The sequence below is a fragment of the Halomicrobium sp. HArcht3-1 genome, assembly GCF_058933345.1.
Map to the genome: position 1 here is coordinate 60,771 of NZ_JBZYDM010000005.1, position 25,966 is coordinate 86,736.

The 25,966-nt window shown below is 64.5% G+C and carries 27 protein-coding genes and 1 tRNA gene; 13 read left to right on the plus strand and 15 right to left on the minus strand.

Going from position 1 to position 25,966, the window contains the following annotated elements:
* The first annotated feature begins 65 nt into the window (after positions 1-65).
* Complete coding sequence (locus AC5FRW_RS10000; RefSeq protein WP_493568308.1) at positions 66-1,139, plus strand: glycosyltransferase family 2 protein; 1,074 nt, start codon at positions 66-68, stop codon at positions 1,137-1,139.
* 70 nt (positions 1,140-1,209) lie between these two features.
* Here AC5FRW_RS10000 and AC5FRW_RS10005 read toward each other — a convergent pair whose 3' ends face one another.
* The 5 genes from AC5FRW_RS10005 to AC5FRW_RS10025 all read right to left on the minus strand — a co-directional run bounded on the left by AC5FRW_RS10005 (position 1,210) and on the right by AC5FRW_RS10025 (position 5,129).
* Positions 1,210-2,541 carry a hypothetical protein gene (locus AC5FRW_RS10005; protein WP_493568309.1) on the minus strand — a complete coding sequence of 444 codons (1,332 nt, stop codon included), beginning with the start codon at positions 2,539-2,541 and terminating at the stop codon, positions 1,210-1,212.
* A 310-nt stretch (positions 2,542-2,851) separates the two neighbouring features.
* Complete coding sequence (locus AC5FRW_RS10010) at positions 2,852-3,073, minus strand: DUF7576 family protein (protein WP_493568310.1); 222 nt, start codon at positions 3,071-3,073, stop codon at positions 2,852-2,854.
* Positions 3,070-3,381, minus strand: coding sequence for a HalOD1 output domain-containing protein (locus AC5FRW_RS10015; RefSeq protein ID WP_493568311.1), 312 nt, complete (start codon positions 3,379-3,381; stop codon positions 3,070-3,072). Before AC5FRW_RS10015 ends, AC5FRW_RS10010 begins: the two co-directional genes overlap by 4 nt.
* A gap of 47 nt (positions 3,382-3,428) precedes the next feature.
* Complete coding sequence (locus AC5FRW_RS10020; RefSeq protein ID WP_493568312.1) at positions 3,429-4,781, minus strand: PAS domain-containing protein; 1,353 nt, start codon at positions 4,779-4,781, stop codon at positions 3,429-3,431.
* Positions 4,782-5,055: 274 nt separating this feature from the next.
* Positions 5,056-5,129: transfer RNA gene (locus AC5FRW_RS10025), tRNA-Tyr, on the minus strand.
* A 218-nt stretch (positions 5,130-5,347) separates the two neighbouring features.
* Here AC5FRW_RS10025 and AC5FRW_RS10030 point away from each other — a divergent pair.
* The 4 genes from AC5FRW_RS10030 to AC5FRW_RS10045 all read left to right on the plus strand — a co-directional run bounded on the left by AC5FRW_RS10030 (position 5,348) and on the right by AC5FRW_RS10045 (position 9,910).
* Positions 5,348-5,959: a double zinc ribbon domain-containing protein gene (locus tag AC5FRW_RS10030; RefSeq protein WP_493568313.1), complete on the plus strand. Its 612-nt coding sequence runs from the start codon at positions 5,348-5,350 to the stop codon at positions 5,957-5,959.
* Positions 5,960-6,185: 226 nt separating this feature from the next.
* A complete protein-coding gene (gene cdrS / locus AC5FRW_RS10035; RefSeq protein ID WP_493568314.1) occupies positions 6,186-6,374 on the plus strand; it encodes a transcriptional regulator CdrS in 189 nt (62 codons plus the stop codon).
* A gap of 2 nt (positions 6,375-6,376) precedes the next feature.
* Entirely contained in the window at positions 6,377-7,579 is a 1,203-nt protein-coding gene (gene ftsZ, locus AC5FRW_RS10040; protein WP_493568315.1) for a cell division protein FtsZ, read from the plus strand.
* A gap of 225 nt (positions 7,580-7,804) precedes the next feature.
* A complete protein-coding gene (locus AC5FRW_RS10045) occupies positions 7,805-9,910 on the plus strand; it encodes a hypothetical protein (protein ID WP_493568316.1) in 2,106 nt (701 codons plus the stop codon).
* Between the two features lie 4 nt (positions 9,911-9,914).
* Here the strand turns inward: AC5FRW_RS10045 and AC5FRW_RS10050 are convergent, their stop codons facing one another.
* A complete protein-coding gene (locus AC5FRW_RS10050) occupies positions 9,915-10,052 on the minus strand; it encodes a DUF7503 family protein (protein WP_493568317.1) in 138 nt (45 codons plus the stop codon).
* 237 nt (positions 10,053-10,289) lie between these two features.
* Here AC5FRW_RS10050 and AC5FRW_RS10055 point away from each other — a divergent pair, with 237 nt between their 5' ends.
* The gene (locus AC5FRW_RS10055; RefSeq protein ID WP_493568318.1) at positions 10,290-10,868 is read left to right on the plus strand and encodes a DUF7504 family protein; all 579 of its coding nucleotides are present in this window, start codon (positions 10,290-10,292) and stop codon (positions 10,866-10,868) included.
* Positions 10,869-10,942: 74 nt separating this feature from the next.
* On the plus strand, positions 10,943-11,539 hold the full coding sequence (locus AC5FRW_RS10060; protein WP_493568319.1) for a HalX domain-containing protein: 597 nt from the start codon (positions 10,943-10,945) through the stop codon (positions 11,537-11,539).
* A gap of 14 nt (positions 11,540-11,553) precedes the next feature.
* On the opposite strand, the gene ncsA is transcribed toward AC5FRW_RS10060, so the two are convergent.
* The 4 genes from ncsA to AC5FRW_RS10080 all read right to left on the minus strand — a co-directional run bounded on the left by ncsA (position 11,554) and on the right by AC5FRW_RS10080 (position 16,105).
* Complete coding sequence (gene ncsA, locus AC5FRW_RS10065; protein WP_493568320.1) at positions 11,554-12,555, minus strand: tRNA 2-thiolation protein NcsA; 1,002 nt, start codon at positions 12,553-12,555, stop codon at positions 11,554-11,556.
* Positions 12,556-12,596: 41 nt separating this feature from the next.
* Positions 12,597-13,316, minus strand: a complete 720-nt coding sequence (locus tag AC5FRW_RS10070) for a lipase family protein (RefSeq protein WP_493568321.1) — start codon at positions 13,314-13,316, stop codon at positions 12,597-12,599.
* Between the two features lie 66 nt (positions 13,317-13,382).
* Positions 13,383-14,423, minus strand: a complete 1,041-nt coding sequence (locus AC5FRW_RS10075) for a DUF2332 domain-containing protein (protein WP_493568322.1) — start codon at positions 14,421-14,423, stop codon at positions 13,383-13,385.
* Between the two features lie 59 nt (positions 14,424-14,482).
* A complete protein-coding gene (locus AC5FRW_RS10080) occupies positions 14,483-16,105 on the minus strand; it encodes a sensor histidine kinase (RefSeq protein ID WP_493568323.1) in 1,623 nt (540 codons plus the stop codon).
* Positions 16,106-16,199: 94 nt separating this feature from the next.
* Here AC5FRW_RS10080 and AC5FRW_RS10085 point away from each other — a divergent pair, with 94 nt between their 5' ends.
* The 3 genes from AC5FRW_RS10085 to AC5FRW_RS10095 all read left to right on the plus strand — a co-directional run bounded on the left by AC5FRW_RS10085 (position 16,200) and on the right by AC5FRW_RS10095 (position 18,046).
* Positions 16,200-16,844, plus strand: coding sequence for a DUF7095 family protein (locus AC5FRW_RS10085; RefSeq protein WP_493568559.1), 645 nt, complete (start codon positions 16,200-16,202; stop codon positions 16,842-16,844).
* Positions 16,845-17,121: 277 nt separating this feature from the next.
* On the plus strand, positions 17,122-17,544 hold the full coding sequence (locus AC5FRW_RS10090; RefSeq protein WP_493568324.1) for a CopD family protein: 423 nt from the start codon (positions 17,122-17,124) through the stop codon (positions 17,542-17,544).
* Positions 17,537-18,046 (plus strand): DUF7965 family protein, encoded by a 510-nt coding sequence (locus AC5FRW_RS10095; protein WP_493568325.1) that lies wholly within the window; start codon positions 17,537-17,539, stop codon positions 18,044-18,046. Before AC5FRW_RS10090 ends, AC5FRW_RS10095 begins: the two co-directional genes overlap by 8 nt.
* Here AC5FRW_RS10095 and AC5FRW_RS10100 read toward each other — a convergent pair.
* Together AC5FRW_RS10100 and AC5FRW_RS10105 are read right to left on the minus strand one after the other, a co-directional pair.
* Positions 18,015-18,767, minus strand: a complete 753-nt coding sequence (locus AC5FRW_RS10100) for a class I SAM-dependent methyltransferase (RefSeq protein WP_493568560.1) — start codon at positions 18,765-18,767, stop codon at positions 18,015-18,017. The two genes, AC5FRW_RS10095 and AC5FRW_RS10100, sit on opposite strands and share 32 nt — an antisense overlap.
* Positions 18,768-18,849: 82 nt before the next feature.
* Positions 18,850-19,590, minus strand: a complete 741-nt coding sequence (locus AC5FRW_RS10105; RefSeq protein WP_493568326.1) for a TrmB family transcriptional regulator sugar-binding domain-containing protein — start codon at positions 19,588-19,590, stop codon at positions 18,850-18,852.
* Positions 19,591-19,679: 89 nt separating this feature from the next.
* On the opposite strand from AC5FRW_RS10105, the gene AC5FRW_RS10110 reads away from it, so the two are divergent.
* Positions 19,680-21,251 carry a sensor histidine kinase gene (locus AC5FRW_RS10110; protein WP_493568327.1) on the plus strand — a complete coding sequence of 524 codons (1,572 nt, stop codon included), beginning with the start codon at positions 19,680-19,682 and terminating at the stop codon, positions 21,249-21,251.
* Between the two features lie 195 nt (positions 21,252-21,446).
* On the opposite strand, the gene AC5FRW_RS10115 is transcribed toward AC5FRW_RS10110, so the two are convergent.
* Entirely contained in the window at positions 21,447-22,277 is an 831-nt protein-coding gene (locus tag AC5FRW_RS10115) for a deoxyribonuclease IV (protein WP_493568328.1), read from the minus strand.
* A 104-nt stretch (positions 22,278-22,381) separates the two neighbouring features.
* On the opposite strand from AC5FRW_RS10115, the gene AC5FRW_RS10120 reads away from it, so the two are divergent.
* Positions 22,382-22,666, plus strand: coding sequence for a DUF8101 family protein (locus tag AC5FRW_RS10120; RefSeq protein ID WP_493568329.1), 285 nt, complete (start codon positions 22,382-22,384; stop codon positions 22,664-22,666).
* A gap of 3 nt (positions 22,667-22,669) precedes the next feature.
* Here the strand turns inward: AC5FRW_RS10120 and AC5FRW_RS10125 are convergent, their stop codons facing one another.
* Both AC5FRW_RS10125 and AC5FRW_RS10130 read right to left on the minus strand, forming a co-directional pair.
* A complete protein-coding gene (locus AC5FRW_RS10125) occupies positions 22,670-23,494 on the minus strand; it encodes a lipoate--protein ligase family protein (protein WP_493568330.1) in 825 nt (274 codons plus the stop codon).
* A 7-nt stretch (positions 23,495-23,501) separates the two neighbouring features.
* Positions 23,502-24,191 (minus strand): helix-turn-helix domain-containing protein, encoded by a 690-nt coding sequence (locus AC5FRW_RS10130; RefSeq protein WP_493568331.1) that lies wholly within the window; start codon positions 24,189-24,191, stop codon positions 23,502-23,504.
* 84 nt (positions 24,192-24,275) lie between these two features.
* On the opposite strand from AC5FRW_RS10130, the gene AC5FRW_RS10135 reads away from it, so the two are divergent.
* Positions 24,276-25,907, plus strand: coding sequence for an NADH-quinone oxidoreductase subunit D (locus AC5FRW_RS10135; protein WP_493568332.1), 1,632 nt, complete (start codon positions 24,276-24,278; stop codon positions 25,905-25,907).
* Positions 25,908-25,966: the final 59 nt, after the last annotated feature.

Sequence of the window (25,966 nt, forward strand, 5' to 3'; positions counted from 1 at the left end):
TCAAAATTAATTATTTATCGTTTTGATGCCGAGTAGGAGTGCCATAACGAAGCCCCGATCGGCTATTGGACGAGTACGTGCACGGGAGCCTCTCGCCAGTCGATCGAGTGGGACAGGACGCCAGCAGCGACCGGACGACACGAACCGACGAAACGCCGGACGTGGATCCCGAACTCTCCGTCGTGGTCGTCACCTACAACGAGGCCGACCGGATCGCGGACGCCCTCGAAGCGGTCTTCGAGGCCTGCCGAGGTGTCACGAGCTTCGAGGTGCTACTCGTCGACTCCAATTCGACCGACGACACCGTCGCCATCGCCAGCGAGTACGACGTGAACATCTATCAGATTCCCGACGACAGCCTGACGACGCCGGGCGCTGGTCGCTACGTCGGGACCAAGCACGCCCGCGGCGACGCCCTGCTGTTCGTCGACGGCGACGTGGTGATCTCGAAGTCGTGGGTCCCCGCGGCCCTCACCACACTCCGTCGGGGTCCGAACCTCGCAGGCGTCGACGGCCACCTGAACGACCGGCGCACCGAGGAGGCGGCGAGCGTCGACTACTGCCACGGCGTCGCGCTCTACGACCGGCGAGCACTGACCGAGGTCGGTGGCTTCCACCCGTTTCTGGCGGCGTGGGAAGACGTGGATCTGGGCTTCCAGCTTCGACTGGCGGGCTACGACCTCCGTCGACTGCCGATGGTCGCCGGGACCCACCCGATCCCGGACTCGCCGCTCGATCAGTTCCGCCGCTGGCGACAGGGCTACTATCGGGCCGGCGGACAGGTCTGTAGCAAGGCCCTCGCTCGGCCTGCGTTGCTCGGTCGGTGGCTGTGGTACTTCCGGGACAAGGTCGTCTCGACGACGTGGCTCGTGATAGGTCTCGTCACACTCGTCGTCCAGCCACTGCTCGCGGTCGCGTGGGCGCTCCTCTCGGCCGCTGGTGGAGCCTTCCTCTGTCACCGTCTCGGCGTCGATGGAGCGGCGAAGCGCGCCATCTCGACGGTGCTCTTCCCGCTCGGGTTCGTCCTCGGGTTCGAGTCGCTCCCCGACCGTGACGCGTTCCCGCTCGACGCCGTCGAGACCGTCCAGACCGGGTCGGTGTGGCTCGCTGACCAGCCCCAGCCCTCGGCGACGGAGTAAACGGCGGCGAGAAGCGACGCGTGCTGCCCGCCGACAGAAGCACACAGTGTGAACGGTCGAAAGCGGCCGGTCAGCTGTACGGATCTGGCCGCAGTCGATCGTAGATCGGATAGAGGTACTCGTAGACCTCGTAGGGCGCGTTCCGCGCGCCCACGCGAAGCAAGCGAACCCACGCTGGCTGAGTCGAGTGCTCGACGTTGTCCGCGAAGTCGTTGCGCGCGATCCACTCGACGAACGCCTCGCTCTCCTCGTGGGGCAGCGGTCCCTCGGGCGGAAGATGAGCCTGAATGTCCTCCCAGTAGTACTGGACGTGCTCGTCCAGCGCCCAGTCGTTCTCCTCGAATCGATTCGTCACGTAGTCGTACCAGTCCGCGTCGACACGGTAGCCAAAGTCGTTGGGATCGACGCCCGCGAGCATGAGTCCCGTCGCGGTCCGCACACACTTCTCACAGCGGTTGCAGTTGCCCCCAGCGTCGTCGTAGGTACAGGTCCGAACGACGAACCGCTGGTCGGTCTCGCGGGCGTAGTCGGCCAGCAGTTCGAGTTTGTCCTGCCGAGTGATGTCGTAGGCGTCGTGGTGCCCCCGCGTTCCGGCCCACTGGACGTTGTCGTCGATTTCGGGATGGGAACCCCACGGGGAGCCACGGCCCGGCCACGTCACGGAGTCCAGTTCGAACCCGTCCCAGTGGGTCGATCCCATGTGGACGACGCCGTAGCCCTGACTGTAGGCAAGCGGCGCACAGACACCCAGCAGGCCGATCCCGTGACCGATCCCGCTGTACCACCCGCCGTCGGTGTGGTGCTTGTAGTGGACGTTCAACATCGTGTGATCGAGGAACGTCGAGATGTTGGCCGTGACACCGTGGGTCTCCGAGCCAGTTCGGTCGGCGAACTGCTCGACGTGGCCCATCGCCCGCTGCCAGCGGTCGTCCTCGTCGACGCCGACGACCCAGCCCTGAATCGCGATCAACGCCGGATCGGCCTCTCGATGGCGGACGTACGTCGCCAGCGAGTCGACGCCGCCACTGAATAGCTGGGCCGCGCCGTCGAACGCGCCCGGATCGTGGTCGTACTCGACGACCGAGTCGGCGTCGAGTTCGCCACCGGTCATCACCGCGGGGTACATCCGTTCGAGGGTCTGGCGAACCGCGTCCAGTCCCTCGACGAACGCCCGGTCGACCGTGTCGACCGAGACCGTGCTGTCGGTGGCCCACGCGACCGGACAGACCTGCGCCAGCACCGGCACGGTCAACACACCGCGGGGCACGTCCTCGACGTCGACATCGTAGGACACCGAGAACGTCGAGGCGTCGAAAAATCGCCGCAGGTCCCGCGAGTACTCGACCGCGTACTCGACTGTCGACCCGTCGACGGCCACCGACTCGACACTGATCTCAGCCATGCCGCTGCCCCCGTCCGAATCGACCGCAAACGACACGACTTGTTGTCCGTTGTTGCGTCATCCACTGCTACGCAGGGTGTCTCGTATCTTTGTTAGGAGACGCCTTCGGACCACGAACGGACCTTCGACGGAGCCGAATCGTCTCGTTCGTGAATCCAACGGGCAGAGAGTCGCCGCGCCGGTGACACCGTGTGCAGGTGCTGAGACAGACCGAGTAGCAACACCACTCATACGGATTATTGTAGCCGTTTTCCCGGTCAGCCGCACGCCGTCGCGCGGTCGATCCGGTAAAGATCTACACTAATCCGTATCAGTCCGTGGTTTCCGAAGAAGCAGCGCCGCGTTTCCCGCGTGTCGATCCGACATCACGTTCGGCGAGCCACGTCTCGTTGCACGCCTCGCTACAGAAGGTGAAAATGTCGAGGTCGTCCTCGTCCCCGTCGATGGTCGCCGTCGGATACCGCGTCTCCGCTTCGAGCGGGGTGGCACAGTGATCGCACACCACTGGAAACGATGACTGCGCGTCGGTCATTTTGCTGGCTCGACGACCACCGCAGTGCTGCCGGTGACAGTGACCGTACACCCCTCGAACGCGAACGAGATTTGCACGGTACTGTCACGTGCAGTCGACAGGAGCGATTCCAGCGCCTCTGGGTCGATGACCGAGTACAGCGGTTCCATCGCGGTTGGTTCCTGTCCGGTGACTGCCGAAACTGTCTCGACGATTGCACAACAGAGCGAGTGTGAATCCTCCCTGCCCCACTCGTTGTGGTACGTCTCTGTGGTTGGATCGTACCCGACGCGGTCGAGTTCGTCGAATCGATCCGTACTGGAGCTCATCGTCATAACGAAAGAAGGCGACGGGCGTAAGCGGTCAGACTGACTAGTCAGCGTGCCCCTCGGCCGGACGCTTCGAGCAACTGCTCGAACACGCCCTGCTCGGCTTTGCGAAGATGCTGATTGAACGTCTGACGCGTGACGCCTAGCTGGTGGGCCAACTCGTCTCCGGTACTCGTTCGAGGGGTTTCGAAATACCCCCCGTAATAGGCCGTTCGCAGGGCCACGAACTGCCGGTCTGTGAGTTCCGCTTCGACGATGTCGTACAGGAGACGTGGCGTGTAGCGGAGTTCTTGCGACACCAGTTCGACATCCGAATAGACGTTTCGAGCCGCCTGAATCACCGTCCGCGGGTCGACATCTCCGGGCAGCTCGCCGGTCAGGACTGGTTTGTCGTCGTTTCGGTGGCGAATCAACGACGTTACCCGCCCCCCGAGACTATCGAAGACGACCGGTACTGTCGGGGGTTCGACGTGGATCTCGAAGCGACTCTGCTCTGGAGTCGAACTGAGCAATCGCACGTCGAGCACAGCAAAATCGCGGTCGAAGATGTCGGTCAGTGCCCTGGCCGAGATGCCAGTCGCCGTGAGGTACAGGAGTGCTGTCTCATCGGGGAGCGTCACGACCTCGTCCACGCCGATGTGAACCGTGCCATCAGCCTCCTCGACGAACGGCTGGAACAACTGTTCGGAAAAGAGTTCGAGCAACCGCCGTTTGTCGCTCGTCAGCTTATCCTCACGTTCCTTCAGTGGTGTCGCATCTTCGAAACCGACGACGACGTACTCGACTGCTCCGTCCTCGTTCAGCACCGGCGCAGAATTGCTCGACAGCCACCGCTCCGTTCCGTCCGGCAGTTCGATCCAGTGTTCGAACCCGAAGTCAGGCTCACCCGTTTCCAGAACGCGAGTGACCGGGTGTTCCGCTTCGGAGACTGGCGTCCCGTCGTCGTAGTAGATACGCCATTCCGGTTGGTGGTACGTTCGGTCAGTAATCTCATCGCGCTCGAGTCCGAGTGTCATTTCGGCGCGCTCGTTCGCAAACGAAATCTTGCCAGAGGGGTCGACGACGACGATACTGACGGGACTGGCTTCGAGAATACGCTCGATGAGAGTCCTGTCCTGCGTACTCAACGAAGGGGGCGATGCATTGTCGAGCGATCGCTCCGTGGGATTTCGAGCAGCCGATGAAAACGGACGCCACCACGCCCGTGCTCGGGCACCGACCTGCTTCGATTCGACCTTGCCACTCTCGGCCAGCGCGTCGAGTGTGTTGTACACAGTCCGACGGGACCGATCGACCTGTTCGGCGACCTCACTGGTCGTAAGCGGTTCACACGGGTCGTCTACCCCATCAAAGACAGCGAGGACCTCCTCTTCGATAGCCTGTGAATCAGTATCATCCATTACGAACCAGACGGGAGCAACGAGCAAAAACACCCCCCGGAGTAGACGGCGTGTAGAAGCAGATAATGGGCAATGGAGAGACGTGGACCGGTATCTATCTGATCGCTCGAATGATTCTCTGGTAGACAGTTGTTGGTAATGCTGCAGCGATTCGTATCCAACACAAGAGCACGTGCCGGTAATCCAGCCAACACGCAAGTGGAGATTCGCTCGCCCGTTTCGAACAGGAGAAGGCGACGCCGCTCGGGCCACTCATCGGTTCGGACTCAGAAAATCCGCCCTCCCCGATTTGAACGGGGGACAAGTCGATCTACAGTCGACTGCTCTACCAGTCTGAGCTAAGGGCGGTTGCACTCGTACGTAGCGCCGGTGTCAGACTTAACGGTTATCATTCCGACCGAGGGCGGGAGGGTGTCACACTGTCGACGGTGTCCGACAGCCGCGGGTATCCAAGACGAATCCTGTTCGACCTCGCTCGTCGCGAGCGGGGCTGAAAGCGTGGCAGACGGGCGTCAGACGCTCGGGAAGATTAAAATACCCCGGCGATAATGTGTATGACGAGTCGGATGAGTAAGATCACGTTTCGCGCCGACGACGACCTCATCGACCAGCTCGAGGAGTTCGACGCCTCCAAGAGCGAGGTCATGCGCGAAGCACTCCGGGAGTTCCTGGAGGGATCGACCGACGCCGCCGGGACGACGGCACAGCCGTCCCAGTCGTCGGACGAGGGTGACGACAGCATCGACGAGCTGATCGTCGACAGAGTCGACGCCATCATCGAGGAGCGGCTCGATCAGCGCTTCGAGCAGCCCCGCTCACCCCAGACACCCCAAGACGTGAACGTAAACATTACGCTGGACGGCCAGAACGCCGGATCTGGGTCGGTGTCGGACAGCACTGCCGAGGCGTCAGGGGAGAGTCAGCCCGATGCGTCACACGATCGTTCGAGTCGTAAGACAGGCGAACGGCCGAGTGAAAACACGCCCCAGAGCGGACGTAAGACATGTGGTCAATGTGGCGAAAACGTGACGCAAGACCACGTTTACTGCCCGAACTGTGGTGAAAAGGCATCCCGACGTGTGTTCTGTGACTGCGGGGACGAACTCCGGTCGGACTGGGGGTTCTGTCCGAGTTGCGGCCGTCGAACCCCCGCAGCGGACGTTTTGGACAACAGCTAAAGTCGTGAAAACGCAGCGTATGAACATCCTACTTGCGTAAACGGACGCTTGTCATACACCCGCCGCAAGTTTTATTATACCACACTCTGTGGTATGTTCTGCGTAAGACGGTTGTCTTACACGGCGTTGCGCGCGGTGGATGTCCCACCGCCGTCCTGCGGTTACGCCGTGTAAAACGCACGGCCGGCGTGTAAACAGGCCCGTCTTACCGGGGAACGAGATAACTATGGAGCGTGTGACACTACGGATTCCGAAGCAGCAGATCGAAGAGGTCGAACAAATGGTCGAAACGGGGGAATACCCCAACCGGAGCGAGGCGATCCGGTCCGCCGTGCGGGAGATGCTCGCCGAGCAGGATGTTGGTGAAGAACGACCATCCGAGAAGCGAAAGCGCCGCAACTGGGTGAGGGCCTAACGATGCAGGATATCGTCAAGGAGGCCCTCGAACGCGACGAAGCAGAACAGCAACAGCTGTCCGACGACGATGTCGACGGATTCGGTGACCCCCGGATCGTCATCGTCGGCTGTGGCGGTGCCGGCAACAACACGGTCAACCGCCTGTACAACATCGGTGTCGAAGGTGCCGACACGGTCGCGATCAACACCGACAAGCAGCACCTCAAGATGATCGAGGCCGACACGAAGATCCTCGTGGGCAAGTCCCTGACCAACGGCCTCGGTGCCGGTGGCGACCCGTCGATGGGCGAGCGCGCCACCGAGATGGCACAGGGCACTGTCAAGGAAGTCCTCGGCGACGCGGACCTCGTGTTCGTCACCGCCGGCATGGGCGGCGGTACGGGCACCGGTGCAGCGCCGGTCGTCTCGAAGATCGCCAAAGAGCAGGGTGCGATCGTCGTCGGCATGGTCTCGACGCCGTTCAACGTCGAGCGTGCCCGCACGGTCAAAGCCGAGGAAGGGCTCGAACGCCTCCGCAACGAGGCCGACTCGATTATCGTGCTGGACAACAACCGACTGCTGGACTACGTCCCGAACCTCCCGATCGGCAAGGCGTTCTCGGTGATGGATCAGATCATCGCCGAGACAGTCAAGGGGATCAGCGAGACGATCACTCAGCCGTCGCTGATCAACCTCGACTACGCCGACATGACCTCGATCATGAATCAGGGTGGCGTCGCGGTCATGCTGGTCGGCGAGACCCAGGACAAGAACAAGACCGAGGAGGTCGTCAAAGACGCGATGAACCACCCACTGCTGGACGTGGACTACCGCGGTGCGAGCGGTGGACTGGTCCACATCACTGGTGGCCCCGACCTCACGCTGAAGGAGGCCGAAGGGATCGCCCAGAACATCACCGAACGCCTGGAAGCGAGCGCCAACGTCATCTGGGGCGCGCGTATTCAGGAAGAGTACAAGGGCAAGGTGCGCGTCATGGCGATCATGACCGGCGTCCAGTCTGCACAGGTCCTCGGCCCGAGCACGCAGAAACAGGCCGACAAGTCCCGACAGGCGATTCAGGAAGTCGGCGACGAAACGAGCTTCGACGCCAGTCAGAACGTCGAGGAGTTCGACGATCAGAGCACGCAAGGCTCCCAGAGTTACGGCCACACCGACGGCGGCCGTGACACCCGCGAGAAGAACAACGGCATCGACGTCATCTGACCGGGCACGGCGTTCGATTCGGTCGCGCCGGCACCACCACCAACATTTTATTCTGTTGTCAGAGAAAAACATTTGACACCGCTACTGCGTTACCAATCGTAACACACCTTCGATAGGAACGTAACGAACGAAAGGTACCTGTCGCAACGTAGAGATAATACTTTTTCGTCCGCGGGTCAAGGACGTGAGTAGACAGACTGCGGGCCGTCGTCGACGAGTCCCTGCATGACCATGGCTACGCAACAGACGCCCTCCATCACGGCGGTCGAAGCCCCCTACGGACTCAGACTGACAGATCCGATCGAGAGCGCACAGTTTACCCTGCTCACACACAGTGCCGTCGCACCCGAGTCGATCGATCCGGCCACGTTCGAGCCACCGGTCGACACGGCGGCCACGATCACGGCGACGACGTTGGAGACGCCGTATCAGATCGATGCGCTGGTTCGCGACGGTGACCTCTCGATCGTCGCAGAGTGTACCAGTGGCGAGCGAACGACCGTCGAGTCGGGCGAGTACTACGTCGAACTCTCCTCGGCGAAGATGAAATTGTACCTCCACGTCGACGGCGGTGTCGTGTTCGAGCCAGCAGCCGAGCGCGTCGAACTCTCTTTTCCCGGTGCCGCCGAGATCAGGGTCGGCATCCGCTCGCTGCACGAACAGCCAGCGGCGACGATCACGACCACGACCGAACTGGACGACGTGGCGACGGCGCTCTCACATCTCGGCTCGGCGCTGAAGACGACGAGCTGTGAGCGCTCGTTCCCGACGCTCCGGGGCCATCCACCACTGATCGAGACGGGCGACGAACTCGACGTGCCCGCGGCGATCACCGCCCCGGAGACGGGGGTCACGATCGAGGTCCCGCCACGGCTGGACGCGCTCCTCCCGGTCACGTCGCTGTCGTACTACCTCGGTGCGACGGTCGAACTCGGCTCGGCGCCGCGACTCCACGCCGATGGGACCTCGTTCTCGCTTTCCGACGGTGACGACTACGAGGTGACTGTCGCGCGCGTCCTCAAACAGATCTTCCTGCTTGACTGTGTGACCCGGACCGAAGGGATGTACGACATTCCGCTGCACGAGCGCGAGGTCGTCGAATCGGCCGTCGATCTGGACTTCGCGTGGCTGTACGACCTCCCACTGGCCGCCCAGCTACGGGAATATCTCCAGATCCCGTACGAGGACATCGCCGACGCACTGCCGACGTGGAAGCTGACGGCCGACATCGTCCCGGAGCCGTCGGCGGTCTCGGTGTTGCCCTTCCTCGCCGACGAACTCGCGGTCGTCCGCTGTCCCGACGGCCCGGGTGTCGTCGGTGGCTCCGAGGCCGACCTCTCGCCGGAGGTGACTTCCTTTTTCCGCTCGCGCGATGGCTTCGTGCGCTCGACGACGACCCGGCGGAACGACGGCACCGGCGGTCTCGACCAGACCGTCTTCACGCCCCAGTCGGCCGACAGCATCGAGCAGACCTACGTCGGCGACGGGATCCCACTGGGCGCGAGCAAGATGACCCGCGAGGAGTACTACCGACGGCTGGACTTCGACGCCGATACCGACGGCCGCACGCGCGTCCTCGTGGTCTGTAACGAACCGGAGATGAGCGACGAGAACGTCGTCGGCGACATCTACGGCACGCGCGACTGGATCGAGTTCGACATCTCGACCCACGAGGGAGTCACGACCGACGAACTGGCCGAGTTGCTGACGACCGACGCCGACTTCCTCCACTACATCGGCCACGTCGACCCGTCGGGCATCCGCTGTACGGACGGCCACCTCGACGCCGAGACCCTCGACGAAGTGAACATCAACGCCTTCCTGCTCAACGCCTGCCAGTCCTACAGTCAGGGGCGCGCGCTCGTCGACGCTGGTGCCATCGGCGGTATCGTCACCCTGACCGACGTGCTCAACAAGACTGCGACCGAAATTGGTCGCACCGTCGCCCGCCTCCTGAATCAGGGCTTCTCCCTGCTGTCGATGCTCGGTCTGCTGAAGAAACGAAATCGGCTCGCACAGCGGTACATGGTCGTCGGTGATGGCAATACGATGTTGGTCGAGAGTGAGTCAGGGACCCCGTTTTCTGCAACTGTAGAAGAGACAGGTGGTAAAGAGTTTGATGTAACAGTCAAGGCATATCCGACTGAGCGCTACCCAATGGGCTCAATTTTTAGAACACTACTCACAAATTCTAACACACGATATCTCAATTCCGGGGTGCTAAAGGTGTATACTGTTACGGAAAGCGATCTGAAGGACTTTTTCGAAATGCAACCATTCCCGATTGTTACCGAAAACACTCTGCTTTGGAGCGACGATTACGAGTTATAGTCACTTAGGGACCAACAAACGTTGTTCCACCTGCACCAGCAGCAGCACCGGCCTGCGTCAGCAGCAGGAGCACGGTGAAGATCATGCCGATGAGTTTTGGGTGCGATGCGATCGTCTTTTTGACAGACATTGTCTGGCTCATTGCATTCGAGTAGATGGGCGGAGTGGAAATATATTTATCTAAAGAATTATAATAACTTATAGATGAAATTATAGTGTAAAAAGTGGCTAAACCACCAATATGAGATCTGTACTACCAAATATCATGGTTTTAGCATCTGGAAATGAAATTAAACAAAGATATTTGAAAGAGTAGTCCGATTGGAAACCTAGTGAATAGTACGCATTCCGCTCCCGGTGGAGACGGGAGGTGGGACCGGTGACCGATCCGTTCGATCTGGGGCCTGCTGTCGCAGACGCGTCGAACGTGTTGCTCGCGGCACCCGGTGTCGGAGACACGGCCGATCGGCTGTGTTGTGATCTGGCGACCGCCGATGGAGACGTGCCAGACCACGTGGTGACCGTGACCATCGCGGGTTCGCCCGTCGAGAGCGTTCGAACGTGGCGCGACCGACTGGGACCCGGCCCGTCACTGTCCAGTCTCGCCATCGACGGCATGACCCGGTCTGCAACGGCGGAATCCGCACCGGCAATCGGAGCGGCGACGATCGAGTACATCGATAGCTCCGGGTCCGTGCAGGAACTGGGCCGACGGATCGCGAGCAAACTCGACGACGAGCGCGAGACCGTGGTCTGTTTCGACTCGATCACGGACTTACAGGAGTGTCTCGGGCAGGAGCCGACCTTCGAGTTCCTGCACGCGCTGGGATCGCAGGTCCGGGCACACGGGGCAACGGGCTACTACTACATCGACCGGACCGTCCACGACGAGGAGACGATGACGCTGTACTCGACACTGTTCGACGCCGTCGTCGAGAACGGAACCCGATCCGAGTGAGACACAATGTTCAATCAACACAGCACGACCGGTGTGACCGGCCTTCGAGCGGTGACCACGCGGCGGGTGGCACAATGAGTCACGCGACCTGTGACGTCTCCGTCACCAGCGATGTCGTACTCGTCTGTATCGCCGACGACGACCTTCGGCAGGACGTGACGGCCACGCTCCGCAGCGAGTGGCCGGTGCGGACTGCGTACGATGAATCGGCCGCGCGGGCGAGTCTCGACGAGTCGGTGTCGGTGGTCCTGTTCGATCTGGCCGACGACGCGTTCGACCTCGACCAGACCATCGACCGACAGGACGAGGACGGAATCGCCTTCGAGGCGGCTGCACTGGTCGACGGCCACGAACGAACCGACGAGCGACTCGACGGCTACGTCCACAAGCCGATCGAGACCGAGGAACTCCGGGCGACGGTCGATCGCCTCCACCGCCGAGTCCAGTACGACAGGCTGCTCGGGCGCTACTACACGATCGCAAGCGAGTACGCCGACGCGGCGAGTGGCACCCAGCAGGACCCACCGGAACTCACGCGATTGCGCGAACGGTTGTTCACGCTGCGCACGCGGCTCGACGAGATCGCAGCTGGGCTGGACGACGCCGACGCGTTCGACGCAGCACTCGGCGAGGACGGCGATATCGGCGATTTCTCGCTCGACGACCTCTGAAGATCGGCCCGGTTTTACTCGACGGCTTCGAGCGCGTCCAGCAGTGAACACTTCCGACAGCGGTCGCGACCGGTCGGCGCGCCACAGCGCTCGCACTCGCCGAAGTCGGCCTCCCGGTCGTCTTTACCTCGATAGGCCTCGGCGGCGATGGCGGCGAGTTTCTCGTAGCCGGCCATGATCGAGTGGCGCGTACCGGGATGATTCTCCTCTAGCCCGAGCATGAGCTCTTGAATCTCGCCCCGGTACGCTTCGTCAGCGTGGGGACACTCCGTGATGTGGGCCGGCAGTTCCTCGAAGCGAGCGTACAGCGCGACCTCTTTCTCGGGGATGTCCCGCAGCGGCTTGGCCCGGGGGATGTGCTGGTCGGTTTCGGCGCGTGCCCGGTCGGCCGGCCCGTCACCGGCGGCCTCGAAGGGACCGAGCGACGAGTCGAAGTGCTGGGCGATCTGGGTTACGTCGCCCTCCAGAACGTTCATCAGCGCGGTCTCGGCCTCGTCGTCTAAGTTGTGGCCGGTCAGGAGTTTGTCGGCGTCGAGTTCCTCGGCGTATCGCGAGAGCAGATCTCGGCGGAACACGCCACAGTAGGCACAGGCCGCCATGTTCTCGGGGTCGTCCTCGACGACCTCGTCCATGCGCACGTCGAACTCGTCTTCGTAGCTGACGACCTCGTGGCGAATCCCGAGGTCGTCGGTCAGTGCCACGCAGGCGTCGAGGCTCTTGTCGCGATACCCCTCGATGCCCTCGTGGATCGACAGCGCGACGAGTTCGATCCGAGGGTCGTCGGCGAACACGTCGTGTAAGATCTGGGTGAGGACGACGCTGTCCTTGCCTCCCGAGAGACCGATCACCCACGTCTCGGGGTCGTCTGGCGTCGCATCCCGTGGGACCAGCCCGTCCTCGCGGATGCGGCGGCGCACGCGCTTCTCGACGGTGCGACAGAAGTGCTCCTCGCACATGTGAAGCCCGGAGTAGGCCGCGTGCATCACCGCCGGTTCGCCGCACTTGTCACACTCCATTGGCGGAGCGTAGCGTGCCAGTCGGGGAGAGGGTTTCGTTCTCACGCCAGTGCGTCGACGCCCGCCGAGAGCGCTTCGAGGATCGTCGGCAGGTGTTCGTCGCGGGACCGGGAGCTAAAGAGTTCGTGGCCGCCGTCGTACAGCACCGTCCGCTCGCTCGGCATCGCCTGCCCGATGGCGGCCGTCGAGACGACCGAGTCAGTCAGCGAGCAGAAGACGACGGCGTCGTCGGCGATGGCAGGTCGTGTGCGATGGGCGCGTTTCGTCGCCCGGAGGAAGGCGGGCGAGACCCAGTCGGGACCGTCGCGAAGTTGCTGCGCGGTCGCGTACTCGCCCAGTACGTCCCGGTCGTCGATGCCACTGGGGAGAAAGCGCTGGTCACCCGGTAGCTTCGAGAGCACGTCGACGACTGGTCCCTGACGAGCGGGAGGATCACCCCACCACGGACTCAGGTAGGTCGTCGTCCGGGCGTCGATATCGGCGTGGGCGACGGTGAGACCGCCGGCGCTGTGGGCGATCACGGCGGGGTCGTCGAGGTCGGCGGCGTAGGACTCGACCGGCCGGACCCACTCGCGGGCCACGTCGACGACGTGGGGTGGCAGCGTCGCGGTGTGGACTGTCCACCCGTCCGCTCGGATGTGGTCGATCAGCCACCGGACCGGCGCGTGTTCGGGACGATTCCCCCAGCCGAGTACGAACAGGCAGTCCGGCGGATCGTCGTTCGCCGCGTCCCCCGTGGCCTCGAACCGGTCGAATTTCATGTGTCGACCACGGTCCCGACCGTCAAAAAGCCGGGCGGAGACCACGGAGCGGGTGTTGTCGACCGTTCACACGTCGTGCCACTCGATCCACTCGCCGTGGGGCTGGAAGGTCGCCAGCCGGTCCGTCCGCAGGTCACCGTCGACGGGGCGGTGCCAGTCGAGACCGATCCCGTCTCCGGGGTCGTCGTGGCCTCCGCTCCCGGTGAGCCAGTGGAGCGGCCGGGAAGTTGCGTACTCGGCAATCAGTGCCCGGAGTTCCGTCCGCACCGCCGCCGGCATCTGATAGAGCACGAGCGTGCTGTAGACGACGACCGGTACGTCGTCGGGAATCGCGTCGAGGACGGCCGGGAGTTCGTCGAGCACGTCGCCGGCGAGCAGTCGCGGTGGGTCGGCGCGGGCGGCCGCGACGGCGTCGGCGAGCACTGCGCGGCGGTCGTGGTGTTCGGGCCACGTGAGCGCACGGAGCCACGCCACGTCGCCGTCGTCGGTCACGTCGAGGGGATGCAGGTCGATCCCGACCCGGGAGTGGACCGGCGGCGATTCCGGCGGCAGTGGCGGGCAGCCCTCGCGGATCGACGAGCGAATCGTCACCGACGACCCTTCGGGGCCGACACGGCGTGTCTCGGTGTCGTCGTAGACGTATCGATACCGATCCCACAGGAGATTGAGTCCAGCGCTCGGCCCGACCTCGACGAGTGCGAGCGGGCCGTCGGTGCGGGCCGCGACGTGGGCAAAGGCCGGGTAGAGGACGGCGCTGCGGCGGACGGCGTTGGTCTGGGTCCGCCGCGTCGCGAGGGAAGCGCGGAGGGCCTCGGCGTGGGTCACACAGAAGTCACGGAGAGTATCGGCCAGTTCGTCGTCGGGCGGTCGTGGCTCGTCGGTGACACTGGGGAAGTACGCAGCCAGCGGGTGGTCGACACCGTCGAGGATTTCGGCGTGGACGGCGGCGAGAAACACCTTGTCGCGAGCGCGTTCGGGCGGAGCTTCGTCAGCGAGCGCGAGGAGGTCGGGGTCGTCGGCGACGATCCGACAGATACGTTCGTACAGCGGCGAGGTGTCGGCGGCCCACGCGGCCTGCTCGCGGAAGGCCGTCTGGAGGTCTGTCATATCGGTACTACCGGCGACGCCCGCATTACCGTTGCCCCATCGCGGGCGTCGGAGACGCGCTACTCCTCGTCGGACACGCGAGGTAGGGTCACCGAAACGAGCGTGCCGTCGTCGACGGTCACAGAGACCGATCCGTCCAGCCACCCGACGACCCACTTGACGACCCACAGGCCGAGACCAGAGCCGTGATCGGTCGGCGTCTCGACGAACTGTTCGGTGAGGAGTCGCTGCTCGACCTCGGGGAGACCGGGACCGTCGTCGCTGATCGTGAGTATCACCGTCTCGTCCGTGGCAGCCACGTCGATCATCACCGTCGGCTCGGCGTTGCCGTGGATGATAGCGTTGCGGACGAGTTCGTCGACGACGACGGTCACCAGATCACCATCCGGGACGAACGTCTCGTCGGGAACCGCGTCGGTCTGGACGATCGCGTGTGGGTACTCCTCACGGAGGCCGGCGACCGACTCCTCGACGATGGCACCGATCGGTCGCGGGGGTGACCTGCTGCGGTCGACCTGCAACGAGGACTCGACGACACGGGCGTGGTCGGCGAGCGCGAGCAGCGACTCGCCGCGGCGTTTGATCATCCCCGCGTCCTTCGCGAGTCGCTCGTCGTCGGTCGTCTCCTCGATTCGGGCCGCAGTGCCGGAGACGACCGTCATCGCGTTCCGAAGGTTGTGGCGCAGGACCCGGTTCAACACCGTCACCTCGACGCGGCGTCGTGCCAGTGTCTCGCTCAGTTCGTTGAAGTGGTTCGCGACGGCCATCCACTCGGTCGGTCCCGACAGCGAGACGGTCGTCCCGTACTCGCCGGCGACCAGCGCCGAGAACCCCTCCTGCAATCGCTCGAAGTTGGCGACGTACTCCCGGTAGAGCCACCACCCAAAGAGCGAGAGCGCAGCCAGTGCGAGACCGAGCGTCCCGAACTGCAGGAACGTGATCGAGCGCAACTGCGAGCGCACGGCCGCGTCGGTTTGCGTGACCGACACTGTCCAGCCAGTCTGTTCGACGGTCGCGTTGGCGACCGCGACCGTCTGGTCGGTGGTCGGTCGCGGCCCGTCGACGTACATCGGCGTGTCGTCTGCGACCACGAGCACGCCCTGCGAGTCAGCATCACGCGCACGAATCGGGCCGAACAGGTCCCCCTCACGGACGTGGAACGCGGCGTTGAACGTACCGACGACCCGGCCGTCAGAGCGGATCGGAGCGCTGATCGTGACGATCAAGTTTCCACTCTCGGCGGCGACAGGGTCGCTAACGTAGCTCGTTCCGGCCATCGCCTCCGAAAAGTAGGTTCGTTCGTTGAACGACCGGCCGATCAGCGACGCGGACCGGGACTCGTTGGTCCCCCGAGAGTAGAAGGCCGTCATGGTGCCGTTGGCAGCGACGACCGATGCGCCGCTAAAAGCCGTCGACGTGACGAAGGTGCGCACATCACTCGCCTGGGCCTGTGATCCGTGATCGGCCAGTGACGGTGTCTTGGCCCACAGCCGCACCGTCTGGCGTTTTTCCGTCAGCACCACATCGACCTGCGAGGCGATGGTCTGACTGACCTGCTCTAGGGTCGCTGCTTCCTGCTCGATCGTTGCGTTCCGGTACAACGTGAACCCGGCCAGCGACAGCGCCGAGAGGACAACCGCGAGCACCAGAAACGCGACGAGGAACCGTCGCCGTAATCGCATTACTGATTCGTTCCACGACGGTCAGCATAAAGAGTGGGGCAATCGAGCAGTAGACATTTCTCCATCCGGCGGGTAGCCATCGGCAATGAGTGATCTGAGCCGAACGGCGGCGATCGACCGGGCCGTCGAAGTCGTCGATGCCGTCGCCGACGAGACGATGCCGGTCCCGGTGCGCGAAGTGTGGGTGTACGGCGACGTGGCGCTGGGACTCGACCCGATCGACAGACTGGATATCTATCTCACCAAGGACATCCTCATGCGCGACGCGCCCGACCGCGAGGACGAGTTTCACGAGCGACTCGGCGTCGAGGGCGTCGGCAAGACCGTCCGCGCCGAGTGGGCCGAGCAACACCCCGAATACATCCGTGCGAACGCGAACGGCCACGCCGCCCCCGAGAAATGTCTGGCAGCCCACCTGCTCGACGACGACGAGCCGATCCACCTCGAAGTGTGCAACGCATCCTTCGAGAACAACGTCACCCAGCGACTGAAGGGTGCACGCGCACGCGAGAACTACGAACAGCTACTCGACCCGCGGGGCGTCTGTCTCTGGGCCGAAGGCCAGCGCAGCGAGGAAGCCGTCCGCAAACTTCGGGCGAGCGAACTCGCCTTCCCGACGCTGTCGGGCGCACTCGAAACGCTGGGGATGGATGCCGACGAAGCCACCGAGGCCGCCGACGTGCTCGCTGCCACACGCGAGCGACAGGACGGGATGTCGGTTCGGGGCGACGTGGTGTAACACGACTCCTCGGACGACCAGCCCGGGGAGGTGGAAGCGACTGCCCGTCTGACCAAGGCGGGCAGGTGTAGATCGACTCTCCGTCCGCACAGGACGGGAGGTGGAAGCGACTGCCCGTCTGACCAAGGCGGGCAGGTGTGAAACGACTCCTCGGACGACCAGCCCGGGGAGGTGGAAGCGACTGCCCGTCCGTACAGGACGGGGAGGTGTAGATCGACACACCCTGTCCTGCCGGACAGGCGGTGACACTTTTTTGATCGTCGCTGAACCACCGACGATGAGCGAGTCCCTCCATCTCGTAGTCAGAACCGTCCACGTGTTCGGCATGGCCGTCCTCGTCGGGGGCACAGCGACGGTGTGGCTGAGCGCCCGCCGGCAGAGCGAGTCGACCGCCGCGCTGGCGCGAACCTACGAGTGGCTCTTCTGGCCGGCTATCGGTGTCCTCGTCGCCACCGGCATCGGCAACCTCGGGGCGCTGGGCGCGCCCGGGCCGGCGACCGACTGGGGACGACTCCTGCTCGCGAAACTCACGCTGGTGAGTCTGGTCGTCCTCGCCTCGGCCGTCCGAACGCTGGTGATCGCGCGTCTCGAAGACGAACGGTCGGCCACGGCGACTGGCTGGTACGAGCGAGCCTACGGCGTGACGACGCTCTCGCTCCTCGCTCTCGTCGCGATCGCGGAGGTACTGGCCCATGGCTGAGACGACCGGCACGTCCGGGCCGGGGCACCGGCCACTCACGGTCGTTACGCTCGCGACGGTGAACACGGTCGGGTTCGTCCTCGCGTTGCTGGTCCCGGCCTACGCCAGCGGCGGCCTCTCGGATGCGCTACCGAATCTCGGCACTGCACTCGGACTGGGCGTGTTCGCGTTCCTCTGGCTCGTCGTGTGGGCATCGACGCGCTGGCTGCTCGCCCGCGTCGATCCGACCAGAGACCCACCTTCGCGGCTCGTCCTGTGGGCCGGAGCGCTCGGTTCCCTCGACGGCATCGTCTTTCTGCTCGGGATCGTGCTGGCACTCGGGGTGCCCACGACACTCGTCACGTCGCTCGAACTGCTGTCGGTCGCGCTGATCGCTGCGATCGGAACGCCGATCGCGGCGCTAATTGGTGCCGTCGTGGGTATTTCTTCGCTCGCGCTCGATCTACTGCTCTTCAGGATCGCCGAGACCGTCACTCCGACGACGCGACCCGACCCACCGTGACGAAGAAGGGGACCGTCTCGGTGCGCTCGTAGTCGCCCGCACCCATCTGTTCGATCACGTCGCGCCCCATCGAGCGCCACGCCTGCCGGAGTTGGTCGAACTCGTCCCCGTCGGCGGCGTCGCCCAGCACGTCGGCACGGTCGGCCAGTCCCGCGGCCGTCGCCTTTCGCTTTGCCGCCGTCAGCGCCGCTTCGGTGTACGGCGGGGCGGTCGTCAGCTCCTGATCGTGCCGACTGGTCGAGACGACCGACAGCCCCACGTTGGGGAAGAGATCGGCCGCGCTCGCACCGAGGGCCACGTCCGTCTCGACGCCGTCGAGGTACAGTTCGCGGGCGCGACGGGCAAGCGTCGGCTCCGCGTCGACGGTCGACTCGACGCTGACAGCACTGTTGTCTGGTTCGATCACCGCTACGCGCTCGCGGGCGACGCGAGCAAACTCCGCCAGTGCGGCCGCCGGATCGGGGAGGTTGATCAGGAGCGCCTGACAGACCACCAGATCGACGGCGTCGTCGGTGAAGGGGAGTCGCGTGGCGTCACCGAGGACGGTCGGTTCGGGGACGGCTGCGAGGAGCGTCGCATCCGCGTCGACACCGACGACCTCGCCCGGCGTCTCCTCGCGCAGGACGCGAGTGAGTTCGCCGCTGCCACAGCCAACGTCGAGGACACGCTCACAGTCGTCCAGATCGAGGTCGTCGAGCGCCGCTCGGGAGTCCGTCCACATCCCCGCCCGGGTGCGTTCGAGATAGTCGGCGTCGAATCTGCGCACGCCGACGGTTCGCCGGCGACGGGCAAAAACGACGCGATCACGCGCTGCGGAGCGTGATCGCGTCCGCAGCGATATCTTCGAGGAACGCGTAGGCACCGCCGATCCACTGGCGACCGTCGGCATCGACGAGGAAGGAGTTCTCGACCGGTAGTGACGCCGACGCCGGATACACCATCCGCTGGTGCACGTTCAGGACTCGTCCCTCGACGGTGCGTTGCTCGTCCGTCATCGGATCACGACCGTCGACGCGACAGTCGAGGGGCACGTCCGCGCGCAGACACAGGGCGATGTGGGTCACGACGTGACGGATCCCGTCGTAGGTCCGGGGCAGCGTCGGACAGTCGACGGCGTGGACTTCGGTCGACGCCATCCAGAAGTTCGTGAGGAAGTCCCGATACAGCCCACTGGCGATGTCGTGGAAATCGAACATCCCGACGGTGTGGTCGGGGCTGTCGTCGTCGAGCGCCGCGGCGTCACCGATCAGCCCGCGCTCGTCGTCGATACAGCAGAACACGGGTGCGATGGAGGGCGAGCGCCGAGCGACCGTCGAGCGGTCGCTCAATTTCGGGTCCACGTCCGACTGAGGCTCGTAGGGCGACTCCCAGAGCAAGACGAGCACCAGCACGCCACGGTCGACGGCGTCTTCCAGTGCCGGCCCCAGTGCCGGCATCGCAGCAATCGGCACCGACAGCGTCACTTCGAACGTCGCGCTGGCGACGAGTGACCTGATTCGATCGACGACAGCGTCGCGATCTGTCGGCGTGTCGTCGGGAGCCATCACCAAGATTACGTTTCACACCGATAATAAACCATCGACTGCCAGTGTCGAGATATACGCTTTTGCAGCTCCGCCCCGACGGTCGATACATGGAGGGTTCGCCGAAGGTGCTGTACGTTGGCGGTCACGACGGGGCTGAGCCAGCAGACCGGCTCTCGGCCGCCGGTTTCACCGTCGAAGCTGTCGTCGGCGAGCGCGAGGCACTCGCCGCCGTCCGCGAGCACCCCGAGATCGAGGTCTGTGTTACGCGCTACGAGGTCCCCCGGGCCGACGGGATCGAGTTTCGCGGTGGACTCGCAGTCGTCGAAGCGCTCGACGCCGAACGCCCGTCACTCCCGGTGATCCTGTTTACTCGGATGGCGAACCACGATGTCGCGCGAGAGGTCTCCGGCCGGAACCTCTTCGACTACATTCCGATCCAGTCCGACGCCGACCCGTACGACCGACTCGTCCGTCGAACCCGGACCGCTGCCCGCCAATACCGAACCGACCGACAGGTCGAACAGCTCTCCCGGATCAACGAGATCGTCCGGGACGTGAATCGCGAGCTCGTGCGTGCCGACGACCGCGAAGCCGTCGAGCGGGCCGTCTGCGAGGAGCTTACCCAACGGGGGGCCTACGCCTTTGCCCGGTTCGAGGGGAGCGGAACGATCACCGCCCGTGACGATGGGACCCGGACAGAGATCGATCCACAGGCGATCGCCGACCACCTCGTTGCCGACGGTGACGGCGTCGTCGACCTCGACGACCGCTGGCGACCGTACACGGCGGGTATCGTCGTCCCCATCGCACTCGGCGACACCCACTACGGCAGGGTCTTGCTGTGTACGACCCGGGCAGGTGCCTTCGACGAGACCGAGCGGGAGGTGCTGGCGGAACTGGGCGAGACGATCGCTGACGCCCTCGATGCCATCGAGACCAAAGAACAGCTCGCGGCCCGCGAACGCGAGCTGGCCGAGCAGAACCGACGGCTCGAACGGTTCGCCTCGATCGTCAGCCACGACCTCCGAAACCCATTGCAGGTCGCCGACGGCTACGTCCAACAGCTTCGAGCCGAATACGACGATGACCGCTTCGACGAGATCGGTCGGGCCGCAGCCCGGATCGAGACCATCATCGAAGACGTCCTCGCGCTGGCACAGGGCGGCGACAGCGCGGTGACGAAGACGACGGTCGATCTCGAACGGACCGTCGAACGAGCCTGGGAGACGGTCGACACCGCCGACGCGACGCTCGTGACCGACCTGTCTGGGACGATTCAGGCCGACGGTGATCGACTGGCTCGGCTCCTCGAAAACCTGTTTCGCAACACCGTCGAACACGGGACCACGAACGCCGGCTCGCAGGCTCGGCAGAAGACTGTCGAACACGGTGGGACGACAAGCCCGGACTCACAGGGCCGGCAGGACACTGCCGAACACGGTGGGACCGGCCTGACCGTTCGCGTCGTCGAAACGGCGGACGGCTTCGCAGTCGAGGACGACGGTCCCGGCATCCCATCGGACGAACGCGAGACGGTCATGGAGATGGGCCACTCCGGGTGCGGGGGGACGGGCCTCGGACTGGCGATCGTCGCCCGTATCGCCGACGCCCACGGCTGGACGGTCCGCGTCGAAGAGAGCGACGCCGGCGGTGCCCGATTCGTCTTCGAGACGAACTGAGAGCGGTCTCGCCGACGCTTACGCGTCGGCCAACTCACGGCTCGTCCCTCACCGCTCGCTTTCTGGCGGCCCCTCGCTTCACTCGGCGCCGCCCGGTTCACGGGTCACGTTGCTCGCGAATCACTGCGTTCAACGCTCGCTTCGAGGCCCGCCGACTGGCGCGCCTCGCGCTCCCCGTTCGCTTCTCGCCGACGCTTACGCGTCGGCCAACTCTCTCGCACGCTCGATGTTCCACTCGAAGCTCTTGCCGTTCTCAGTCGGGGTTTCCAGAACGAATGGCACGTCGTCGAGTGCGTCGTGGGTCAGGAGAGCGCTCATCCCGTCCTCGCCGATGTGGCCCTCGCCGAGGTGGGCGTGTTCGTCCTTGTTGGTGCCACACTCGTGTTTGGAGTCGTTGAGGTGGATGCAGGCGAGCTTCTCCAGCCCGACCACGTCGTCGAACTCGGCGATCGTCTCCGCGACGCCGTCGGCCGTCGAGAGGTCGTAGCCCGCGGCGAAGGCGTGGGCCGTATCGACACAGATTTCCAGATCCTGCGAGGAGCGGTCCAGCACTGCGGCGAGGTGCTCGAAGTCGCCGCCCAGCTTCGTCCCGCTGCCGGCGTCGGACTCGACGAGGACAGTGACGCCATCCGGGATGTCGAGTTCGTCCAGCGCGCTGGCGGCGTTGTCCAGCCCGCCCTCGACGCCCGCGCCGGTGTGGGCACCGAGGTGGACGTTGACGTACTCGACGCCGAGTTTGTCGGCGGCGTCGACCTCCTTTTGCATCGAGTCGATGGACTTCTCGCGCAGATCGTCTTTCGGGGTGCAGAGATTGACGAGATACGAGGAGTGGATGACCCACGGCCCGACGCCGTGGTCGTCGGTCAGTTCGCGGAACTTTGCGGCCTCGTCGTCCTCGATGTTGGGGTCCTGCCAGACCTGCGGCGAGTGACTGAAGATCTGGCCGCAGTTCCCGCCGTACTCGACTTGCTCTTCGACGGCGTTGTACGCCCCACCCGCGATCGAGGTGTGTGCTCCGACACGCATGTGCGACGGGTGAGCGCGCCGGAGCAAAGCCCTTCCGAAGGCCGCCGACGGACGGTGAGTGCGACAGGCGCGACCGTTTTGTGCATGCCAACCCAAGCATGTTCGTGACCGAGGACGCACTCGCACCCGACGTGTACGCCGTGCTCGATCAGTTGCTGGCCGAGACCGCCGACGCCATCGCGGCCGGCGAGTACGACACCGCGAGCAGCGCCATCGACACCGTCGCGACGGTCACCGAGAACAAGGTCCCGCCCGGGCGACAGCACGATCAGCTACAACACTGCTGTGAGACCGTCACCGGACTGCTCGCAGACGACGACACGAGCGACGCGGTCGCCTGCGAGTACCTCCGTGCGATGGGCGAGCGACTGACGGTCGAGACGGCCTGACCGTCACTCACTGCCTCGTCGCTGTCGCGTCCACTCGCTTGATTCGAACTTCTCGCTCGCGCGCTCGCGTGCGCGGACCAGTTCGTCGTCTTGCCAACCCCGAGAGTCGATCGTACCACCGAGTCCCTCGATCCAGTCGACGAGCGTCGAGCGAAGCGTCGCGACGGCGTCGGACCGCGTACAGTCGGCGTACTCGTCGATTCCGCCGACGCGGTCAGCGAACGCGTCGGGATCGGGGTCACCGGTGAAACAGGCACAGTGGCGCTCTGGCGAGGTCGAGAACGTCAGCGAGCCGTGCTGGACGACGGCGTCGCGCTGGCGATACTGGGCGTTGCCACTGATCTTCCGTTCGTCCGGGCCAACGATGTCGTGGGCGGGGTGGAGTTCGCGCAGGTAACAGGCTGGCTGATAGATCGCAGGCCGCTTCTCGTCGGCGAAGTGCGCGTCGACACCCATTCCGTCGAAGGCATCGAGGACCGGCGTACAGAGTTGCCCGTAGCAGTCCATCAGGTCCCCGGGGACGGCGTCGGCGGGCACGACGATGGAGTAGGAGATGTCGCCGTGGCTGTCGTGATAGATCGCACCACCGCCGGTCGGCCGTCGCGTGACGGTGATCCCCTCGCGCTCGCAGTAGTCCCAGTCGATCGTCTCGGGGTCCTGATTGTATCCCAGCGAGAGCGTGCTCGGTCGCCACCGGTACAGTCGCACTGTCGCGACGCCGTCCGTGGCCGCGGTCTCGGCCGCGACCTCGTCCAGTGCCATGTTCGTCGGCCCCCCGCGAGTCTCTTCGTCGACGACACGCCACGAGCAGTCCCCGAGTTCGGTCATGGTCACTCTAGACGGGCGGACCAGAAGGCGATTCCGGCCCGGCACTGACGGCGTCGGCCATGATCGTCCGTTCGGCCCGCCGGAGGTGTTCGGCCGCAGTACCGGGCGCACAGTCCAGTTCGTCGGCCACGTCGGCGACGGTTCCCGCTCGCGGATCGTCGTAGTACCCGACTTCGACGGCGGTCGTGACGGCCTCGAACTGCCGGTCGGTGAGCCGATTGCCGGGATCGAGGCGGCGGTGCGTGTACTCGCCGACCTCGCGCACGTCGGGGCTGATACCGGCCGGGAGATCACCGAGTGCGTCCTGCACCACATCGCCGGGACCGACGAGCGTGAATCGAACGCTGCCGTCGCCGTGGTAGGCGATCGGATAGAGCAAGACCAGACCGACGCGGGCGAAGGCGTCGGCGAGGCTCTGGCCGTCTTGGGAGAGAGCGTCCCGAGTGTAGAGGTAAAACGAGTCGTCCGGGCACGTCGAGACGGCGTAGTCGAGGACGCTGTCGGTCCCGAGCAGCGCGTCCTCGTACTCGGCCAGTGGGCTGCCCTCGACGTGAAACAGGGCCGTTCGAACGCCCTCGACCGTCGGCGAGGTGCTGACGAGTCGCGACACCGAGAAGCCGTCGTGGTCGACGACGAACTGGTGCATCGGATGGCGAACGTCGGGGTCGTGAGCCAGCGAGAGCCTGACGTACTTCACACCGGCCGTTTGCGGGGGCGTACATAAATGAACCTCGGACGTGAGGCACAACGACGAGGCGACTGCCGGGCCAATCGTTCGACTATGCAACAGGCCACGACAGCCCCGCCCGAACCGATCCCGGTGTTGCCCGAAGAGACCGTCGTCGATGTCGAAGCACACGGCAACGCACCTGCCGTCGTGGTCCGGGCCGACGCCGTCGAACGCGTCCTCTCGACGCTGAAGACCGAAGCGGGCTACGATCACTGTGCCTGTGTCACCGCACAGGAGTACGCCGACCGCTTCGAGACGATCTATCACCTTCGAAAGTACGACGACCCGACCGACGAATGCTCGGTGGTCGTCCCGACGCTCAAGAGCGATCCACGCTCGGAAAGTGGTGCAGGGGTCTATCGCACGGCCGAGTGGCACGAGCGCGAAGCGTACGATCTCTTCGGTATTACCTACGAGGGTCATCCCGATCTGCGCCGGATTCTCCTGCCCGAGACGTGGCAAGGCCACCCGATGCGGGCCGACTACAATCAGCACAAACCCCAGATCGTGCCGTTCAGAGAGCACCAGCGCATCCTCGAAGACCGGCGTGATGGTCCCGACACGATGCACCTCAACATGGGTCCCCACCATCCCTCGACCCACGGCGTCCTCCACCTCCGGGTGACACTCGACGGTGAGAACGTCGCCGACGTGGAACCGGACATCGGCTTCATCCATCGCTGTGAGGAACAGATGTGCCAGCAGGGGACCTATCGCCACCAGATCATGCCCTACCCCGACCGCTGGGACTGGGGCGGGGCCGGCCTGCTCAACGAGTGGGCCTACGCCCGTACGGCCGAGGACCTGTGTGACATCGAGGTGCCCGACTATGCGCAGGTGCTGCGGACGATGTGTGGCGAACTCTCGCGGATGCTGTCGCACTTTCTCGCGTTCGGTACGTACGCCCTCGACGTGGTCGGGGAATTCAACGTCGTCTGGCAGTACGCGGTTCGTGACCGCGAGATCATTCAGGACTTCCTCGAAGACCTGACCGGCCAGCGACTGATGTTCAATTATCTCAGACTGGGCGGCGTCGCGTGGGACGTGCCAGAGCCTCGCGAAGCGTTCTTCGACAAGATCAGGACGTTCATCGACGGTCTCCCGCCGAAGGTCGCGGAGTATCACGACCTGATGACGAACAACGAAATCCTGCAGATGCGCACCATCGACACCGGCGTCCTCCCGACGGAGATGGCGAAAGACTTCGGCTGTACCGGCCCGGTCGCCCGCGGATCCGGCGTCGACTACGACCTGCGGCGTGACGACCCCTACGGCTACTACGACGAACTCGACTGGTCGGTCGTGACCGAGGACGGCTGTGACAACTTCGCTCGCGTGCTGGTACGCCTCCGCGAGGTCGAACAGTCCGCCCGGATCGTCGAACAGTGTGTCGACCTGCTCGAAGCGTGGCCCGAGGAGGACCGTGACATTCAGTCCAACGTCCCGCGGACGCTGCGACCCGACGCGGACAGTGAAATCTACCGCGCAGTCGAGGCCGCCAAGGGCGAACTCGGCATCTACATCCGTGCCGACGGCACCGACTCACCGGCCCGATTCAAGATTCGTGGCCCCTCGTTCTCGAATCTGCAATCGCTGCCCGCGATGGCCGAGGGCGAGTACGTCGCCGACCTCGTCGCATCGATCGGCAGCCTCGACACGATCATGGGCGAAGTCGACCGCTAGCTGTCAGTCGGTTTTGCGCCAGTGACAGTCCAGAAGATCGTTCGATACCGGGTCCCGCT